Raw genomic sequence first — 18,743 nt, forward strand, 5'->3', positions numbered from 1 at the left:
GACCTTTCAGTGACCTGTATTGCCGCCCCGATGACCGTGTTGAAATATCTCCAGGCCTATCCCGCCACCTTGCAGGATCAGGTGCGCCAGCTGATCGCCGACGGTCGGCTGGGCGATTACCTGAGCCAGCGTTACCCGCAAAAGCACGGAGTGCAGAGCGACAAGGCGCTGTACACCTATGCCCTGGACCTCAAGCAGGAATACCTGCGTAATGCTCCGGCCATCGACAAGGTGCTGTTCGACAACCGCCTTGACCTCACCCACCGTGCCCTTGGCTTGCATACCACGATCTCCCGGGTGCAAGGCGGCAAGCTCAAGGCCAAGAAGGAAATCCGCATCGCTTCGCTGTTCAAGGAAGCGCCTTGCGAGTTTCTGAAAATGATCGTGGTGCATGAGCTGGCGCACTTCAAGGAATCGGACCACAACAAGGCTTTCTACAAACTGTGCGAGCACATGCTGCCGGGGTATCACCAGGTGGAGTTCGATGTGCGGGTGTACCTGACGTGGCGGGATATGCAATAGAAGATCAAGATCAAGAGATCGCAGCCTGCGGCAGCTCCTACAGGGATTGGAGTAGGAGCTGCCGCAGGCTGCGATCTTTTAAGGAGCATCAGATGGACGTGAGCAAGACCAAGAGCAGCTTCTATCGCCGGTTGTATGTGGCGTACCTGATCGACAGCGGACTGGCCAGCAGCGTCCCGGCGCTCACCGAAGTGACCGGCATGCCCCGGCGCACGGCGCAGGACACCATCGCCGCATTGGCGGACCTGGATATCGTCTGTGAATTCGAGCAGGAAGAAGGCGCGCGCAACCATGCGGGGCGCTATCGGATTCGCGAGTGGGGGGCGATTGATCGGGGGTGGATCGAGCGTAATCTGCGGCAGATCAAGGCGGTGCTGGAGTATCCCTGAGATTTGCGTTGCCTGAACGGACGTCATCGCGAGCAGGCTCGCTCCCACAGTTGATTTGAGTTGTGAACACAATCCAGTGTGGGAGCGAGCCTGCTCGCGATAGGGCCCTTAAGAGCGACGCATGCCAATGTGTGGAATGCCATCTTCCACATACTCCTCACCCGCCACGACAAACCCATAGCGCCCGTAATACCCCTGCAAATGCGCCTGGGCCGAAAGGTAGACCGGCAGGCCGGGCCAGTACTTCTCGATCTGTTTCAACGCCTGGTCCATCAGTTCATGCCCCAGGCCCACGCCGCGTGCCTGCGGGGCAATGATCACCCGCCCGATCACCACGTCGCCGCCCTGCGATTGCGGGTCAAGCAACCGCAGGTAGGCCACCAGCTGGTTACCGTCCCAGGCCATCACGTGGCAGGTGTCGCCATCCAGGTCCTGGCCATCGATATCCTGGTAAACGCATTTCTGCTCGACGACGAACACTTGCGCGCGCAGCTGCAAAATGGCGTACAGCTGCTCCTTGCCCAGGTCGCTGTGATGTTTGCAAATCCAATCGACTGTCATGTTTTGATTCCCTGAAAACGTCGTTCCGATACTAAGCGCAGTCACGCCAGAAGTCTTTATGGCGGGAGAATCTGTGACAAAGGCCAAAATGCCATCATTCATTTCTCGCGTGGATGTCTTCTTTGTGTAATCTGGATCGAAGCGCTGTGCTGTGGCTTCGATGAGCTAATGTTGAGTACCCGGGTATCGCCGGATCAGGGGCCTTGGGGTTTTGGCTGAAAACACGTCGGGCAATCGCCCGCTAAGGATTTTCTAGCATGCCGCGATTGCATCGAGCTTTTGCTTTGATTGGATTGCTGTTGCTGGTTCAGGGAGCGGCGGCAGAAAAACTGCGGTTGGTTGCCGATGCCTGGCCACCCTTTACCGATGCCACGCTGGTCAACGGTGGTCTGGCCACGGACATTGTCAGTACCGCGCTCGCCAGGGCCGGCTATGCCAGTGAGTTTGAACAAGTGCCCTGGGCGCGGGCCTTGATGGGGGTGGGCGAGGGCCGATACGACGTGCTGGTCAATGCCTGGTACACCGAGGAGCGTACAAGGCTCGGCCAGTTTTCCGGCGAATACCTGCTCAACCGCGTACGTTTTCTCAAGCGTAAAGACGCGCCCATCGAATTCAATAACCTGCAGCAATTGCACACTTATCCGATTGCCATCGTGCGCGGTTACGCCTATTCGCCCGGGTTCGACAACGATGACTCGTTGCAGAAGGTCCCCGTGCACAGCTTCGCCATGGCCGTGCGTATGGTCGCTGCCGACCGGGTCAAACTGACGCTGGAAGATGAGTACGTCGCCCGCTATTACCTGGCTCGCGAATCACCCAAGGTACGAAACGCCGTGGAATTCCTGCCCAAGGCCTTGAGCGAGAACAGCCTGCATATTCTGGTCAGTCTGAAGAACCCGCAGCATGAGCAGATCGTTGCCGGATTCGACCGGGAGATTGCGGCGATGAAGGCGGATGGCAGTTATGAAAAGTTGATGAAGCAGCATGGGATGTGAGTGGGTTGTGCCAGTTTCTGTGTTGTTGCTGATGGCCTCATCGCGAGCAGGCTCGCTCCCATAGGGGGTTACTGGTGTTCACAAAACTCGTGTCGACTGAAGATCTACCGTGGGAGCGAGCCTGCTCGCGATGAGGCCCGCCTGGACACCACAGATCTCAATCCACACTGGTGTCCTTGATGAGATGCGCCGCCAATGTCCGCAACGGCCCGAGCTGCCGGCAGATCAATGCCAACTGCGTCTGCACCAGCCGCTGGCCTTCATCGATTTCATCCGGCATCTGTTCCAGCTCATTGGCCAGTGCTTCTTCTTCATCGCTCTGGATCGCAATCGAAGCCTTGCTCGCCAGTCCCTGGGCGATCTCGTCGATGCTGGCAGCCAGCTTCACCCCGGCCCCCTCGATCAACTGTTCACGCACGTCTGCCGGCAGTTGGGTTTCCCGGTGCGCACCGAGGCCCGACAGGTAACTGAGCAGCGTGTGCGACAGCACCAGGAAGCGGAAGCCCACGTCCGCTTCTTTTCGGAAATGTCCCGGCTCCATCAGCATATTGGCCAGCGTGGTCGACAGCGCCGCGTCGGCGTTGTGCGCGTTGCGGCGGGCCAGGCGGTAGGCCAGGTCGTCGCTTTTGCCCGCCGCGTACTGCTGCATGATCTGGCGCAGGTAAATGCTGTTGCAGGCCAGGGTGTTGGCCAGCACTTTGTTCAGGCGCCGGCCCTGCCAGTCCGGCAGGAACAGGAACACCGCCAGCCCGGCGATCAGGCTGCCGAGCAGGGTATCGAACAGCCGTGGCAGGAACAGTCCGTAACCGTCACCCACCTGGTTGAAGCAGAACAGCACCATCAAGGTGATTGCCGCCGTCGCCAGGGTGTAGCGGGTGGTGCGGTTGGTAAAGAACACCACCCCGGCAGCAATGGCGAAGCACGACTGAATCAGCGGGTTCGGGAATAGGTCGAACAGCGCCCAGGCCAACGTCAGGCCGATAGCGGTGCCAATGATCCGTTGACCGAGTTTGCGGCGGGTGGCGCCGTAGTTCGGTTGGCAGACGAACAGCGTCGTGAGGATGATCCAGTAGCCCTGGGACGGGTGAATCAAATGCACCATGGCGTAGCCGATGCTCAGGGCCAGGGGCAATCGCAGGGCGTGACGGAACAGCAACGAGGTCGGCGTCAGCTGCGTGCGCAGGCGAACCCACACGTCTTTGAGGTTGCGTGGCGAACGGTCGAGCAAGCTGCTGTCGGTGGCGTCGGCCAGGGCGTCGGGGTTGCTGGCATCGCTGAGCAAGCGGTCGAGGGTGCCGAGGTTGGCCGCCAGTGCCCGCAGCGAACGCAGCAGGCCGCGCCAGGCCGGGTTGCTCTGGATGCGCAGGTGTTCGAGAGAGGCATCCAGATCGCTGAGGGCCTCGGTGAAACTGGCGTCATAGGTGAACGGTTGACGCATCTGGATCGATTCGGCCAGGGCGCGGCAGGCTTTGCCTTGCTGACGCAACAGGCGTTGGCAGCGGAACATGACGTCACTGTGGAAAAACGCTTCTGCGAGTGCGTTGTACGGATAGTGTGAAGAGCTGGCGCGTTCGTGGATGTCCTGGGCGAGGAAGTACAGTTTCAGGTAGCGGCTGACCTTCGACCCCGGGCGCCCGTTGCCGACCCGGTGCAGGATGATTTCCTTGGCGGCATTCAGTGCCGCCACTACCCGGCCGTTCTGCTGGGCAAGTTCCAGCCGCCGGGCTTCCACGTCCATCTGCCGGATCGGCTCGAACAGCGAGGATTTCAGCTTCAGGTAAAAGCCCAGTTCGCGGAACAACCGCGCCAGGCTCTGCTGCACCGGCTGATTGGAAAACAGTGCCTGCCACAACACCGACAGCAGGCCATACCAGGCGGCACCGGCCACCAGCAGCACGGGCTCGTGCCAGACGTCGGTAACCGCTCCGCCACGCTGGTCTACGCCGATCATGGTGTAGACCGACAGGATCAAGGTTGCCGAAGCAATCGCGCCATAGCGCTCGCCGAGGGCGCCGAGCATGGTCAGGCAGAACGCGGCCAGGGCGAAAGCGATGATAAACAGCGAGGGGTAGGGGAAGAGCAGTTCGACGGACAGGGCGGCAACCGCGAAACACACCAGCGTCACCGCCAGCGCGTTGAGACGACCCTGCCAGCTGTCGTCGGTCTCGGCCAGGGCACTGGCAATAATCCCCAGGAACAACGGGATCAGCAGGCCCATTTCGTCCTGATACCAACACAGCGCCATGGTGCCGGTCAGGGCAATGAACACCCGCACGCTGTAGCTGAATTTATCCAGCGCCCAAAGGCGCCGCAGAGACTGACGGAACGAAGTCGATGACATGAAGTGCGAAGGCCTTCCGAGGCAATGACGCTAAATTGAGCCACTAATGACGCCGACGCAATGGCGCCGATCACATCAGACAGCAAAATCTGTTCCTTCCCTGACTGAAACACGATCCCTGTAGGCGCTGCTGCAGGCTGCGATCTTTTGACTTTGCTTTTCAAAAACAGGATCAAAAGATCGCAGCCTGCGGCAGCTCCTACAGATCATCCTCTGTGGATCAGACGTACTGCGCCGCCGCGTAGCCCGAAGCCCACGCCCACTGGAAGTTGAATCCGCCCAGATGCCCGGTGACATCCAGTACTTCGCCGATGAAATACAGCCCCGGGCTTTTCAGCGACTCCATGGTCTTGGACGACACTTCATTGGTGTTGACGCCGCCCAGGGTCACCTCGGCGGTGCGATAACCTTCGGTGCCCGCCGGCACGACTTTCCAGCTCGCCAGTTTCTCGGCGATGTCAGCCAGTTCCGCGTGGGTGTACTGCTTCATCGGTTTGGAGACGAACCAGTTGTCCGCCAGCAGGTTGGCCATCTTCTTGGTGAAGATTTCACCGAGCAGGGTTTTCAGCTCGCTGTTGGGGCGTTCGGCCTGTTGCTGTTGCAGCCAGCCCGGCACGTCGTGATCCGGCATCAGGTTGATCTCGACGGTATCGCCGGACTCCCAGAACGACGAAATCTGCAAGATCGCCGGGCCGCTGAGGCCGCGGTGGGTAAACAGGATGTTCTCGCGGAAGCTCTGGTCGTTGCAGCTCACCAGGCAATCCACCGAGGTACCGGACAACTCGGTGCACAACACCTTGAGCTGATCGGTGATGGTGAATGGCACCAGACCGGCGCGGGTCGGCAGCAGCTCGTGGCCGAACTGCCTGGCCACCTGGTAACCGAAGCCGGTGGCGCCCAGCGTCGGGATCGACAGGCCGCCGGTGGCGATCACCAGGGATTCGCAGGTGATCTGGTCGAGTGTCGTGTCCAGCAGGTAGCCGCTTTCGAGCTTCTCGATGGTCTGGATAGAGGTGTCCAGGTGCAGGTTGACGCCGACCTGGTCGCACTCGTTCAGCAGCATTTCGAGGATGTCGCTGGATTTGTTATCGCAGAAGAGCTGGCCGAGTTTTTTCTCGTGGTACGGCACGCCGTGCTTGGCCACCATGCCGATGAAATCCCACTGGGTGTAACGGGCCAGGGCGGATTTGCAGAAATGCGCGTTCTGCGAGAGAAAATTGCCCGGTTCCGTGTACATGTTGGTGAAATTACAGCGACCACCGCCGGACATCAGGATTTTCTTGCCGGCCTTGTTGGCATGGTCGAGCAGCAGCACCTTGCGCCCGCGCCCGGCGGCAGTCAGCGCACACATCAACCCTGCGGCGCCAGCGCCAATGATCACGACTTCGGTAGAGCGCAAAACGGTGTCCTCAAAAGAAACCTGTAGGAGCTGCCGACGGCTGCGATCTTTTGACTTTGCTTTTCAAAAACAAGATCAAAAGATCGCAGCCTGCGGCAGCTCCTACAGGGTAGGCGGTGTTTTTTACAGGATGCGTACGCGCAACGAACGGCCCTTGATCTTGCCGTCGTTCAAACGCTGCAAGGCCTGCTTGGCGACGCCGCGCTCCACGGCCACATAGGCCTGGAAGTCGAAAATCGCGATCTTGCCGACCTGGGCGCCGGGGATGCCGGCGTCACCGGTCAGTGCGCCAAGAATGTCGCCCGGACGGACCTTGTCCTTGCGGCCGCCAGCGATGCACAGGGTGCTCATCTGCGGCAACAGCGGGCCACCGCCCTTGGAGGTGAGGTTGTCCACCTGATCCCAGGTCAGCGGTGTTTTCTGCAATTGCTCGATGGCTTGCGCCCGCTGCGCTTCGGACGGCGCCACCAGGCTGATCGCCAGGCCTTTCTCACCGGCGCGGCCGGTGCGGCCGACGCGGTGGATGTGGATTTCCGAATCGCGGGCCAGCTCGACGTTGATCACCATGTCCAGGGAGTCGATGTCCAGACCACGGGCCGCGACGTCGGTGGCGACCAGTACCGAAGTACTGCGGTTGGCGAACATCGCCAGCACCTGGTCGCGGTCGCGCTGTTCCAGATCACCGTGCAGGCCAACGGCGGAGATGCCTTTGGCGGTCAGGTGATCGACGGTTTCCTGAACCTGCTGCTTGGTGAAGCAGAAGGCTACGCAGGACGCCGGACGGAAGTGGCCAAGTACCTTGGTCACCGCACTCATGCGGTCATCCGGGGAGATCTCGTAGAAGCGCTGCTCGATCTGCGTGTCGTCGTGGAACGCTTCGGCCTTCACTTGCTGCGGGTTGCGCATGAACTTCGAGGCCAGCTGCTTGATGCCCACCGGGTAGGTCGCGGAGAACAGCAGGGTCTGGCGACGCTCCGGGGCCTGCATGATGATTTCTTCGATGGAGTCGTAGAAACCCATGTCGAGCATGCGGTCGGCTTCGTCGAGGATCAGGGTGTTGAGGCCGTGAAGGACCAGCGAGCCCTTGCGCAGGTGCTGCTGGATGCGCCCCGGCGTGCCGACGATGATGTGCGCGCCATGCTCCAGCGAAGCGATCTGCGGACCGAGGGACACGCCGCCGCACAGGGTCAGGACCTTGATGTTGTCTTCGGCACGGGCCAGGCGACGGATTTCCTTGGCGACCTGGTCGGCCAGTTCGCGGGTCGGGCACAGGATCAGTGCCTGGCAACCGAAGTAACGCGGATTGATCGGGTTCAGCAGGCCGATGCCGAAGGCCGCGGTCTTGCCGCTGCCGGTCTTGGCCTGGGCGATCAGGTCCATCCCTTTGAGGATCACCGGCAAGCTTTGCGCCTGGATCGGCGTCATCTGGGCATAACCGAGGGATTCGAGGTTAGCCAGCATGGCGGCAGACAGCGGCAAAGTATTAAATTCGGTGGCGATGGTGGTCACGGGACTGGCCTGCAAAACAAAATGTCGCGCAGTGTACCAGTCCGATGGCCATTCGCCCTAAGGCTCTATGTGTTCTTCCGGACGCTTGACACGCCGTCCGTCTTGCTTCGAGAGCTGGGAAAAGATGGTCGCGGCCAGCATCGCCATGATTCCAACGGTCACAAAGGTCAGCTGGAACGCGCCCAAAACCGTCTCGACGCCGTCGTTTCCGATCTCCGCCGTGAAGCCGCCGAGCAACGCACCGGCGCAGGCAACCCCCAGACTCAGGGACAATTGCGCGACCACCGACAGCAGGCTGTTGCCGCTGCTGGCGCTGGCGTCGTCGAGGTCGATCAGGGTCACGGTGTTCATCGCGGTGAACTGCAGGGAGTTGATCGCGCCAAGAATCGCCAGCAGGCACAGCAGCAGCCAATACGGCGTCTGCTCGCTGACCAGACCCATGCTCGCCAGCATGATGCCCAATGCCAGGGTGTTGCCGGTCAGCACGATGCGGTACCCCAGACGTTCGATCAGCGGCCGGGCCACCCACTTGGCGATCATCGCCGCAGCGGCCAGCGGCAGCATGCTCATCCCGGCCTGGGACGGCGAGTAGCCCAGCGCCACTTGCAGCAGCAACGGCACCAGAAAAGGCAGGGCGCCGCTGCCGAGACGGGCGAACAGGTTGCCGAGAATGCCCACGGCAAAGGTCCGGGTCTTGAACAGCGACGGTGCGAACAACGGGTTCTCGATATGCCCCGCGCGCAACCAGTACGCCGCCAGGCACGCCATGCCACCGAACAGCAGCAACATCACCCGCAGGTGCGGCAGGTGCAGTTCGCCCAGGCCTTCCATGGCGATGGTGATCAGAATCATTGCTGCGCCGAACAGCACGAAGCCCAGGCTGTCGAAACGGGTGCGTTCCGAGCCGCGCAGGTCCGGGATGAATTTCCACACGGCGTAGCATCCCACCAGCCCCACCGGCAGGTTGATCAGGAAGATCCAGTGCCAGGTCAGGTATTGCACCATCCAGCCGCCCATGGTCGGGCCGATCAAGGGGCCTAGCAGCCCGGGAATGGTGATGAAGCCCATGATCCGTACCAGTTCCGAACGCGGGTAGGCACGCAGTACCACCAGCCGCCCGACCGGCAGCATCAACGCCCCGCCCAGGCCCTGGATCACCCGGGCGCCGATCAGCAGGCTCAGGCTGCTCGACAATGCACAGAGCAACGAGCCGAGACTGAACAGCAGGATTGCACTGAAGAAGATCTTCCTGGTGCCAAAACGGTCGGCGATCCAGCCCGAAGCCGGGATCAGCAAGGCGACCGTGAGCATGTAGGCGATGATCACCCCTTGCATGCGCAATGGGTCCTCGGCCAGGTCGCGGGCCATGGCCGGCAGGGCGGTGTTGAGGATCGTCCCGTCGAGGGACTGCATGAAGAAGGCTATGGCGACGACCCAGGGTATCCAGCGGGCGGTGACAGCGTCGAGAGGCGGGCGGTTGGGCATGGGACCTCTTGTCAGTGTGAATCAGGGAGTCCGCGGTGACTTCTTCGCGAGCAGGCTCGCTCCCACATGGGGGGTGAACATCCTGTGGGAGCGAGCCTGCTCGCGAAGCTTTTAAAGGGTCAGAGTCAACCGGTTGACCAACGCTCCCGGCAACAACGCCGAAGCCGTCGCCCGCTGGCTGTACGTACTCGCCGACAACAACAACTCCCGCTCCGCGGTCAACGCTTCCAGCTGCGAACCGAGCAGGCTGAAGGCGCTGTCATCAAAGCGCATGGTGTTGACCGGTGCTTGAATCTCGCCGTTCTCGACCCAGAACGTGGCAAAGCGGGTCATGCCGGTCAGGCGTGCGGCCGGTTGATCCGAAAAGTTCAGGTACCACAGGTTGCTGATGTACAGCCCCGTACCCAACTGCTTGAGAATGTCCGCGTCAGGCAATGCCCCGGCTTTCATGTTCAGCGCGCTCGGGGATTCACCGCCGCTGGCGCCGTTGGCAGTCAAACCGTATTCCGCGGCGCTGCGCGAACTGACCAGTTGTGCCCCGGCCTTGCCGTTGACGATCAGCCCGAGGTCACTGCGCGGATAACCTTCATCGGAAAACGCCGGGCTGAGTGAGCCGCTGACTTTTTCGTCCAGCGAGACCAGCGGGCTGAACGCGCTGTCGCCACCATAGAGCCTTTGCAGCGGGCTGCTTTTGCTGGCAATCGACTGTGCCGAGAAACCACCCCAGCACAGCATGCCCAAGATTTCTTCCAGCGCCGCCGGTGCCAGGTAAGCGCGGTACTGGCCGGGCGCCAAAGTGCGTAGCGGGCGTCCCAGAAACTCAAGCTGCTCGCGGGCTTGCTCGAAGCGTTTGGCAAAGCCTTCGCTGTTCCAGTCTTGCCCGGCATAGCTGGCCTTTACCGCCTGGCCGTTCTCGTGGAACAGGCTGAAGTCGAAATTGAAACTGTTGGCCTGATGCCAGCCGAAGGCGCCCGAAGAACTGGCAAAACCACGACTGATCGGTCCAGCAGCGTAGAAACCGACAAGATCCAGGCCTTCGGCGGCCTGGGTGATTTGCGCGACCACCTGTTCGGTGTCCGGCAGCGGTTGGGCCTGCACGTTGTTGTTCTGCCAGCCATTGTGGTTGAGCAGCAGATACGGGTCCGGAGGTAGCAGCGGCAAGGTGTCGCGCAGCTGTTGCAGGCCTTCGTTCAAACGTTGCAGATCAACCTGGGGATCGCCGGCCAACGTGATTTGCAGGTCGGCATGGCGGCCTTCGTTGATCAGTTTCAGGCCGATGCTCGCCTGCTGCACCTGACCGGCCTGACGCACCTTGGCGTGGTTGAAACGTATGAAGGCCGAAGATTCGGCGGCGTAGCTGAGGGTGAACTGTTCGGGCTCGTGAAGCGCTGCACGCAGGCTGTTGACCAGCGCCTTGAACGATGCGGACTGGCTGATTGACGGATGCATCAGGCGTCTCCTCCGAATACATCAACGTTGCTGAACACGCAGGCCGGTGATGCGTGGCCGACGCGGATCACCTGGTTCGGCTCGCCCTTGCCGCAATTCGGTGTGCCGAGGACCTTGAAAGTACTGGCATCGCCGACGGCGCTGAGGCTTTTCCAGAACTGCGCGGAGATGCCCCTGTAATTGGGATTCTTTACCACTCCCTTGAGTTCGCCGTTTTCGATCAGTTGGCCCCATTCGCAGCCGAACTGGAATTTATTGCGGGCATCGTCGATCGACCAGGAACGGTTGGTCGACATCAGCACGCCGTGTTCGATACCGCCGATCAACTGCTCGATGGACTGATCGCCCGGCTCGATGTTGAGGTTGGCCATGCGATCGATCGGCGGGCGATTCCAGCCGCAGGCGCGGCTGTTGGCGACGCCGTCCATGCCGGCCCGGAATTGCGACAACGCACCGCCCAGCGGGCGCAGCAACAGGCCTTCGCGGATCAGGAACTGTTTGCTGGCGGGCGTGCCGTCGTCGTCATGGCCATAGCTGGCGAGTTCTTCGGGGATCTCCGGGTCGAAGGTCACGTTGAGCAGGCCGGAGCCATATTGCAGTCGGCCGAAATCCTCGGCTTTGACGAAGCTGGTGCCGGCGTAATTGCGCTCGTCACCCAGAATGCGGTCCAGCTCCAGCGGATGGCCGATGGATTCGTGGATTTGCAGCATCATCTGGTCGGGCATCAGCAGCAGGTCGCGCTTGCCTTGCGGTGTGTTTGGCGCCAGCAGCAGTTGCAGCGCCTGATCAGCCACCTGGGCACCGGCACCGATCAGGCCACAGCGGCTGATGACGTCCGCCGCGCCTTGCTGACCGAAGTTCTCGCGCCCCAGGCTGCGGGTCTGGCTGTCGTTGCCGTCGTAGGCCGTGACGTCCAGGCCAGGGTACACAAAGCGTTGGGCCTGGCGCAGTTCGGCACCGGCGCTGTTGAGGTAAATCTGCTCGACGTGGGTGATGCCGAGGCTGACCTGCCAATTCACCAGCCGCTCGTCCCTGGGCACGGCGGCCGACTCGGTGCCGAGCAGTTGGTAGCAGTCGCTCAGGGACGGGAAGGGCTGGTCGAGGTTCGGCGAAAAGTAATCGGCGCGGTCGCTGGAAACAGCCTGTTCACGCAGGTCCAGCAAGGCGTGGGGCTTGAGTCGACGGGCCTGATGTTCGGCGCGCTCGAGGGCGGCCTGCAGGCCTTGTTGCGACAGATCGTTGGTCGCCGCATAGACCTCGACGCCATTGACCCGCACAGTCAGCATCGCCCCTTCGTCACGGCTCAGGCTCGGCGGTTCGGCGACGTTCTTGCGCACCGACAGGTACTGCCCGGATTCGCGCACATAACGCAGGGAAAAGAATTCAGCACCCGTGCGCAAGGCAGCGAAGCGCTGCTTGAGCTGGGGGTAGAAGTCGAACATTCGTGAACCTCCTGGTTATGGAGTGGCGATGGCGCGGTGCTGCGAGGGGAAGGGGTGAAACGATTGCGTGGCGCTAGATTAGGCCTGCGAGGGGGGGAGGATCAAGGGTGGTGCGGTGTTGGGAGGGATTACTGGGAGGGGCGGGAGATATGTGTTGCTTGGTTAGGCCCCTTCGCGAGCAGGCTCGCTCCCACAAAGGATCTGAGTCGTTCACAGATCCAATGTGGGAGCGAGCCTGCTCGCGAATAGCCTTACCGCGGTGTTATGCCTTAAGCGATCTGGCTCACTTCCCGCACCGGCTTGCCCTTCACCGGCGCTTCACCGGCCACATAGTAAGTGGCTGTGCTGCGCGGCAATGGCTTGCGGCCACGGATCTTGTCGGCGATTTTCTCGGCCATCATGATCGTGGGTGCGTTGAGGTTGCCGGTGGTGATGATCGGCATGATCGAGGCATCGACCACGCGCAGGCCTTGCATGCCATGCACGCGACCTTCGCCATCGACCACGGCCATCTCGTCGGTGCCCATCTTGCACGAGCAGGACGGGTGGAACGCGGTTTCGGCGTGTTCGCGGATGAACTTGTCCAGTTGCTCGTCGGTTTGCACCTCGATGCCCGGACTGATCTCGCGACCGCGGAAGGCGTCCAGCGCCGGCTGTTGCATGATTTCACGGGTCAGGCGGATGCCGTCGCGGAATTCCTGCCAGTCCTGCTCGGTGGCCATGTAGTTGAACAGGATGCTCGGGTGCTGGCGCGGATCCTTGGACTGGGCCTGGATGCGCCCACGGCTTGGCGAACGCATGGAGCCCATGTGCGCCTGGAAGCCGTGCTCTTTCACACCGTTGCTGCCGTTGTAGTTAATCGCTACCGGCAGGAAGTGGTACTGGATGTTCGGCCATTCGAATTCCGGACGGGTGCGGATGAAACCGCCGGCTTCGAACTGGTTGCTGGCGCCGATGCCGGTGCCGTTGAACAGCCACTCGGCACCGATGGCCGGCTGGTTGTGCAACAGCAGCGACGGGTACAGCGAGACTGGCTGGGTGCAAGCGTATTGCAGGTACAACTCAAGGTGATCCTGCAGGTTTTCACCGACGCCCGGCAGATCGTGGACCAACGGAATGTCGAGCTTGTTCAGCAGCTCGGCCGGGCCGACGCCGGAGCGTTGCAGGATCTGCGGCGAAGCGATGGCGCCGGAGCACAGCAGCACTTCCTTGCGTGCCTTGACCTCGACACGCTCTTCCGCCGCGCCCACCAGGTAACGCACACCGACCGCACGCTTGCCTTCGAACAGGATCTTGTCGGTCAGGGCGTGGGTGACGATGGTCAGGGTCGAACGCTTCTTGGCCACGTCCAGGTAACCACGGGCGGTGGAGGCACGACGACCTTTCGGTGTCACGGTGCGATCCATCGGGCCGAAGCCTTCCTGCTGGTAGCCGTTCAAGTCTTCGGTGCGCGGGTAACCGGCCTGCACGCCGGCTTCAACCATGGCGTGGAACAGCGGGTTGTTGCCGGCTTTCGGCGTGGTCACGCTGACCGGGCCGTCGCCACCGTGGTAGTCGTTCGGGCCGATGTCGCGGGTTTCCGCTTTACGGAAATACGGCAGGCAGTCCAGGTACGACCAGTCTTCCAGGCCTGGCAGTTTCGCCCAGCCGTCGTAGTCCATGGCGTTGCCGCGGATGTAGCACATGCCGTTGATCAGCGAAGAACCGCCCAGGCCCTTGCCGCGACCGCACTCCATGCGACGACCGTCCATGTGTGGCTCAGGATCGGTTTCGTAGGCCCAGTTGTAGCGACGGCCTTGCAGCGGGAACGCCAGGGCGGCCGGCATTTGCGTGCGGAAGTCGAAACGGTAGTCCGGGCCACCGGCTTCGAGCAGCAGGACGGTGACGCCGGCGTCTTCGGTCAGACGGGTCGCCAGGGTGTTACCGGCCGAGCCGGCACCGATGATGATGTAGTCGAATTCTTGGGACATTGAATGCACCCTCTTTGAAGTTGGTTCAGGTCAGGCCATGGCGAGTGCTGCGCACTCGATTCGCGAGCAAGCCCGCTCCCACATTTAATCTCTGGTGTACACAGGGTCTGTGTGCGCCGCGGGTCCCTTGTGGGAGCGGGCTTGCCCGCGAAGAGGCCCTCGCAGGCAATACAGGACTCGGGTCTTAGAACACCGAGACGTAATCGCCCAGCTCGACCTGTACCGATTTGATGCGGGTGAAGTTGTTCAGGGAGCTGATGCCGTTCTCACGGCCGACACCCGACTGCTTGTAGCCGCCAACCGGCATCTTCGCGTCGGACTCGCCCCAGGCGTTGATCCAGCAGATACCGGCTTCCAGTTGGTGAATCACGCGGTGCGCGCGGTTCAGGTCGCGGGTGACGATACCGGCGGCCAGGCCGAATTCGGTGTCGTTGGCGCGACGGATCACTTCTTCTTCGGTTTCGTAGGTGAGGATCGCCATCACCGGGCCAAAGATTTCTTCACGGACGATGGTCATGTCGTCGGTGCAGTCGGTGAACACGGTCGGGGCCACGAAGGCGCCTTTGGCGAAGTCGCCGTCGGTCAACCGCTCGCCGCCGCACAATACGCGGGCACCTTCTTCCTTGCCCTTGGCGATGTAGCCCAGCACGCTTTCCATGTGGGCGAAGCTGACCAATGGGCCGAAGTTGGTGTTTTCGTCTTCAGGGTTGCCGACGCGGATGCGCGCAACGCGCTCAACGATCTTGGCTTCGAAAGCGGCTTTCAGATGGGCCGGTACGAACACGCGGGTGCCGTTGGTGCACACCTGACCGGAGCTGTAGAAGTTGGCCATCATCGCGGTGTCGGCAGCACGATCGAGGTCGGCGTCGTCACAGATGATCAGCGGGGACTTGCCGCCCAGTTCCATGGTCACGTCCTTGAGCGAAGAGCTCGAAGCGCTGGCCATGACTTTCTTGCCGGTGTCGGTGCCGCCGGTGAAGGAAACTTTCTCGATACGCGGGTGCTCGGTCAGCCAGGTGCCGACTTCGCGGCCGCTGCCGGTCAGGACGTTGAACACGCCGTTTGGCACGCCGGCTTCGGTGTAGATCTCGGCCAGTTTCAGGGTGGTCAGCGAGGTGACTTCGCTTGGCTTGAAGATCATCGCGTTACCGGCCGCCAGGGCTGGCGCGGATTTCCACAGGGCGATCTGGATCGGGTAGTTCCACGCGCCGATACCGGCCACGACGCCCAGCGGCTCGCGACGGGTGTAGACGAACGAGGTGGTGCGTAGCGGAATCTGCTCGCCTTCGATGGCCGGAACCAGGCCTGCGTAGTACTCCAGCACATCGGCGCCGGTGACGATGTCGACGTAGCGGGTTTCGGAGTACGACTTGCCGGTGTCCAGGGTTTCCAGGGCGGCCAGTTCGTCGTTGCGCTCACGCAGGATTTCCACGGCGCGACGCAGGATGCGCGAACGCTCCATGGCGGTCATGGCGGCCCAGATTTTCTGGCCCTTTTCGGCGCTGACGACGGCGCGCTCGACGTCATCGAAGGTGGCACGTTGTACTTTTGCGAGGACTTCACCGTTAGCCGGGTTGATGGCTTCGAAAGTGGCGTCGCTGCTGGCGTCAGAGTAAGCGCCATCGATGTAGAGTTTTTGCAATTCGAAACGGGCCATAAAGTCCTCGCAAGTGCATCAGTGATTGGCGCGGTCCGGTGGTTGAGCGTTCTGTGTGCTCTAACTCACCTGCTTGGCCAGTTGGAAATCCATGTATTCGTAAGCGATCTGGTGCGCCTGCCCGGTGTCGAAAGCATCTCCCGACAGCGCGCCGCGCAACCACAAACCGTCAATGAGGGCTGCCAGGCCACGGGCTGCACTGCGCGCATCGTCGAGCGGCAGTACGCGGCGGAACTGGCAGCACAGGTTGGAATACAGACGGTGATCGTTGATCCGCTGCAACCTGTGCAAAGACGGGTGGTGCATGCTGGTGGCCCAGAAGGCCAGCCAGGTTTTCATTGCCGGGCCATTGACCTGGCTGGCGTCGAAGTTGCCTTCGATGATCACCTGCAGATGCGCCCGCGGGCTTGCATCTGTCAGCGCCTGACGGCGCGCGGTGACGTTCTCGCTGAGGACACTCATCAGGTACTGCGCCGTGGCAGCGATCAGGCCGTTCTTGTCCTGAAAGTAATGACTGATGATGCCATTCGAGACACCGGCCAAACGGGCGATCAGCGCAATGCTGGCGTCCCCCATTCCGACCTGGTCGACCGCCAGCAATGTGGCTTCGATCAACTGTTGGCGACGGATGGGTTGCATACCGACCTTGGGCATCTTGCACATCTCCTTAGGCCTTCCGGCAGACGTCAAACGACTACCGGCTTGAGGGCCAGTCTATTTTGTTTTGATTGAACGTTCAATCAACAAAGAATAAGATCTGCGACAAATCGTCGCTGCCTTCAGATTTTTCCTACATGTAGCGGCGGAAAAAATGACTTCCGAATCTGCTCGAAACCTACGCGCTGTGGCGCTCAAGGGGTTTCGGGCTTTTTTCGGGGTGTCTTTATATCACCCGCCGGTCGGCTGCCCACTAACCGATTGGTCGGGTAACTCGTTTGCCTTGCGTTCTTCTCTCGCACTGCCCGGAGCATCTGTGCCATGAGTTCTGCCTCGCTAATAAAGACCCCACCGCAGAAGGTGTCGGTCAACGGTTGGGTGTTCTACACCTCTACCGCGTTGATTCTGTTGTTGACCGCCATTCTGATCATCGCCCCGCAAGAGGCCGGCAGAATGCTGGGTACGGCGCAAGCCTGGTTGTCCCGCAGCTTCGGCTGGTACTACATGGTGGTGATTGCCGCCTATCTGATTTTCGTCGTCGGCCTGGCGTTTTCGTCCTACGGCAAACTCAAACTGGGCAGCAAGGATGACACCCCGGACTTCAGCTACGGCGCCTGGGCGGGGATGCTGTTCTCCTCGGGTATCGGCATCTCGTTGTTGTATTTCGGCGCGTCCGAACCGCTGGACCACTACTTCAACCCGCCGGAAGGCGTGGCCGGCAGCAACCTCGCGGCACGTCAGGCAGTACAACTGACGTTTCTGCATTGGGGCCTGCACGGCTGGGCGATTTACGCGCTGGTCGGTTTGGCGGTGGCGTACTTTGCCTACCGTCATAACCAGCCGCTGGCGTTGCGTTCGGCGCTGTATCCGCTGGTGGGTGAGCGCTGGGTCAAGGGTGCGGCCGGTCATGCGGTGGACGGCTTCGGCATGTTCGTGACCCTGCTGGGCCTGGTGACCAACCTGGGGATCGGTTCGCTGCAAGTGTCGTCGGGCCTTGAAAACCTGTTCGGCATGGAGCACAGCAACACCAACCTGCTGATCGTGATCATCGTGATGAGCACCGTGGCGACCATCGCCGCCGTGTCGGGTGTGGAAAACGGCATCCGTCGTCTGTCCAACCTGAACATCGTGCTGTTCAGCGGCCTGCTGATTTTCGTCCTGCTGTTCGGCCCGACCCTGCATCTGCTCAACGGTTTCGTGCAGAACGTCGGCGACTACCTGAACGGCGTGGTGCTGAAGACCTTCGACCTTTACGTGTATGAAGGCGACGCCGAGAAGTCCGACCGCTGGTTGGGCCTGTGGACCCTGTTCTACTGGGCCTGGTGGATTTCCTGGGCACCATTCGTGGGCATGTTCATCGCACGTATTTCCCGTGGTCGCACGGTACGTGAACTGGTGGCCGGTGTACTGCTGATTCCGCTGGGCTTCACCCTGGCGTGGCTGTCGATCTTCGGTAACTCGGCCCTGGACCTGGTGATGAACCATGGGGCGGTGGAGCTTGGAAAAACGGCGCTGGAACAGCCGTCCATGGCGATCTACCAGTTGCTTGAGCATTACCCGGCGTCGAAGGTGGTGATCGGCGTGTCGATCTTTGTCGGTTTCGTGCTGTTCCTGACCCCGGCGGATTCCGGCGCGGTGATGATGGCCAACCTGTCGTGCAAGGGCGGTACCGTCGATGAAGACGCGCCGCACTGGCTGCGGATCTTCTGGTCGGGGGTGATCACCCTGGTGACCATCGGCCTGCTGTTCGCCGGCAACTTCGAAGCCATGCAGACGATGGTGGTACTGGCCGGTCTGCCGTTCTCGGTGGTGCTGGTGTTCTTCATGTTCGGCTTGCACAAGGCCATGCGCCAGGACGTGCAGATTGAACAGGAGCAAGCGGAACTGGCGGCGCGCGGTCGTCGTGGTTTCAGCGAGCGTTTGACCCAACTGGACCTGCAGCCAAGCCAGTCGGTGGTGCAGCGCTTCATGGACAAGCAAGTGAGCCCGGCGCTGGAAGATGCGACGGCGCAAATGCGTGCTCAGGGCCTGAAGGTTCAGACGCTGCTGGGCAAGTCCAAGCGTTGCATGGGCGTGCGCGTCGAGATGGAGGAGGGCAACCCATTTGTCTACGAAGTCAGCCTGGACGGTTACCTGGCCACGCCGACTGAATCGGCACAGTCCGATGAGGCGCGTCAGCGTTTCTATCGCGCCGAGGTTTACCTGCATAACGGTAGCCAGGACTACGACTTGATGGGTTTCACTCAAGATCAGATCACCCGTGACGTGCTCGATCAGTTTGAAAGCCATCGGCAGCTCCTTGGCCGGGTTTACAGCTGAGTTGTGAGGGGCGCGGTGTTTCAGTGATACCGCGTCCAGCTTCAAAAG

At 61.3% G+C, this 18,743-nt stretch carries 14 protein-coding genes; 4 read left to right on the forward strand and 10 right to left on the reverse strand.

What is annotated here, in order from left to right; translation table 11 throughout:
• Positions 1-30 precede the first annotated feature (30 nt).
• Together KW846_RS02495 and KW846_RS02500 are read left to right on the forward strand one after the other, a co-directional pair.
• The gene (locus KW846_RS02495; protein ID WP_110658740.1) at positions 31-522 is read left to right on the forward strand and encodes a YgjP-like metallopeptidase domain-containing protein; all 492 of its coding nucleotides are present in this window, start codon (positions 31-33) and stop codon (positions 520-522) included.
• A 92-nt stretch (positions 523-614) separates the two neighbouring features.
• Positions 615-911, forward strand: coding sequence for a helix-turn-helix domain-containing protein (locus tag KW846_RS02500; protein WP_007894945.1), 297 nt, complete (start codon positions 615-617; stop codon positions 909-911).
• Between the two features lie 108 nt (positions 912-1,019).
• Here the strand turns inward: KW846_RS02500 and KW846_RS02505 are convergent, their stop codons facing one another.
• Entirely contained in the window at positions 1,020-1,472 is a 453-nt protein-coding gene (locus KW846_RS02505; protein WP_218481201.1) for a GNAT family N-acetyltransferase, read from the reverse strand.
• Between the two features lie 257 nt (positions 1,473-1,729).
• On the opposite strand from KW846_RS02505, the gene KW846_RS02510 reads away from it, so the two are divergent.
• A complete protein-coding gene (locus tag KW846_RS02510; RefSeq protein ID WP_218481202.1) occupies positions 1,730-2,467 on the forward strand; it encodes an ABC transporter substrate-binding protein in 738 nt (245 codons plus the stop codon).
• Positions 2,468-2,624: 157 nt separating this feature from the next.
• On the opposite strand, the gene yccS is transcribed toward KW846_RS02510, so the two are convergent.
• From yccS to betI, 9 genes are all read right to left on the reverse strand, one after another.
• The gene (gene yccS / locus KW846_RS02515; RefSeq protein ID WP_218481203.1) at positions 2,625-4,808 is read right to left on the reverse strand and encodes a YccS family putative transporter; all 2,184 of its coding nucleotides are present in this window, start codon (positions 4,806-4,808) and stop codon (positions 2,625-2,627) included.
• A 220-nt stretch (positions 4,809-5,028) separates the two neighbouring features.
• Positions 5,029-6,207 (reverse strand): NAD(P)/FAD-dependent oxidoreductase, encoded by a 1,179-nt coding sequence (locus KW846_RS02520; RefSeq protein WP_218481204.1) that lies wholly within the window; start codon positions 6,205-6,207, stop codon positions 5,029-5,031.
• Positions 6,208-6,330: 123 nt separating this feature from the next.
• A complete protein-coding gene (gene dbpA / locus KW846_RS02525; protein WP_238540823.1) occupies positions 6,331-7,668 on the reverse strand; it encodes an ATP-dependent RNA helicase DbpA in 1,338 nt (445 codons plus the stop codon).
• A gap of 105 nt (positions 7,669-7,773) precedes the next feature.
• The gene (gene mdtD, locus KW846_RS02530; protein WP_218481205.1) at positions 7,774-9,201 is read right to left on the reverse strand and encodes a multidrug transporter subunit MdtD; all 1,428 of its coding nucleotides are present in this window, start codon (positions 9,199-9,201) and stop codon (positions 7,774-7,776) included.
• Positions 9,202-9,312: 111 nt separating this feature from the next.
• Positions 9,313-10,650 (reverse strand): TldD/PmbA family protein, encoded by a 1,338-nt coding sequence (locus KW846_RS02535; RefSeq protein ID WP_218481206.1) that lies wholly within the window; start codon positions 10,648-10,650, stop codon positions 9,313-9,315.
• Entirely contained in the window at positions 10,650-12,092 is a 1,443-nt protein-coding gene (locus KW846_RS02540; protein ID WP_218481207.1) for a TldD/PmbA family protein, read from the reverse strand. Before KW846_RS02540 ends, KW846_RS02535 begins: the two co-directional genes overlap by 1 nt.
• 269 nt (positions 12,093-12,361) lie before the next feature.
• A complete protein-coding gene (gene betA / locus KW846_RS02545; protein WP_218481208.1) occupies positions 12,362-14,062 on the reverse strand; it encodes a choline dehydrogenase in 1,701 nt (566 codons plus the stop codon).
• A gap of 184 nt (positions 14,063-14,246) precedes the next feature.
• Positions 14,247-15,719 (reverse strand): betaine-aldehyde dehydrogenase, encoded by a 1,473-nt coding sequence (gene betB / locus KW846_RS02550; RefSeq protein WP_218481209.1) that lies wholly within the window; start codon positions 15,717-15,719, stop codon positions 14,247-14,249.
• Between the two features lie 60 nt (positions 15,720-15,779).
• Complete coding sequence (gene betI, locus KW846_RS02555; RefSeq protein WP_007975486.1) at positions 15,780-16,373, reverse strand: transcriptional regulator BetI; 594 nt, start codon at positions 16,371-16,373, stop codon at positions 15,780-15,782.
• 381 nt (positions 16,374-16,754) lie between these two features.
• On the opposite strand from betI, the gene KW846_RS02560 reads away from it, so the two are divergent.
• The gene (locus KW846_RS02560) at positions 16,755-18,695 is read left to right on the forward strand and encodes a BCCT family transporter (RefSeq protein ID WP_371321725.1); all 1,941 of its coding nucleotides are present in this window, start codon (positions 16,755-16,757) and stop codon (positions 18,693-18,695) included.
• The last annotated feature ends 48 nt before the right edge of the window (positions 18,696-18,743 follow it).

Origin of the sequence: Pseudomonas sp. PDM32 (assembly GCF_019219225.1) — a bacterium.
GTDB classification, from domain to species: domain Bacteria; phylum Pseudomonadota; class Gammaproteobacteria; order Pseudomonadales; family Pseudomonadaceae; genus Aquipseudomonas; species Aquipseudomonas laurylsulfatiphila.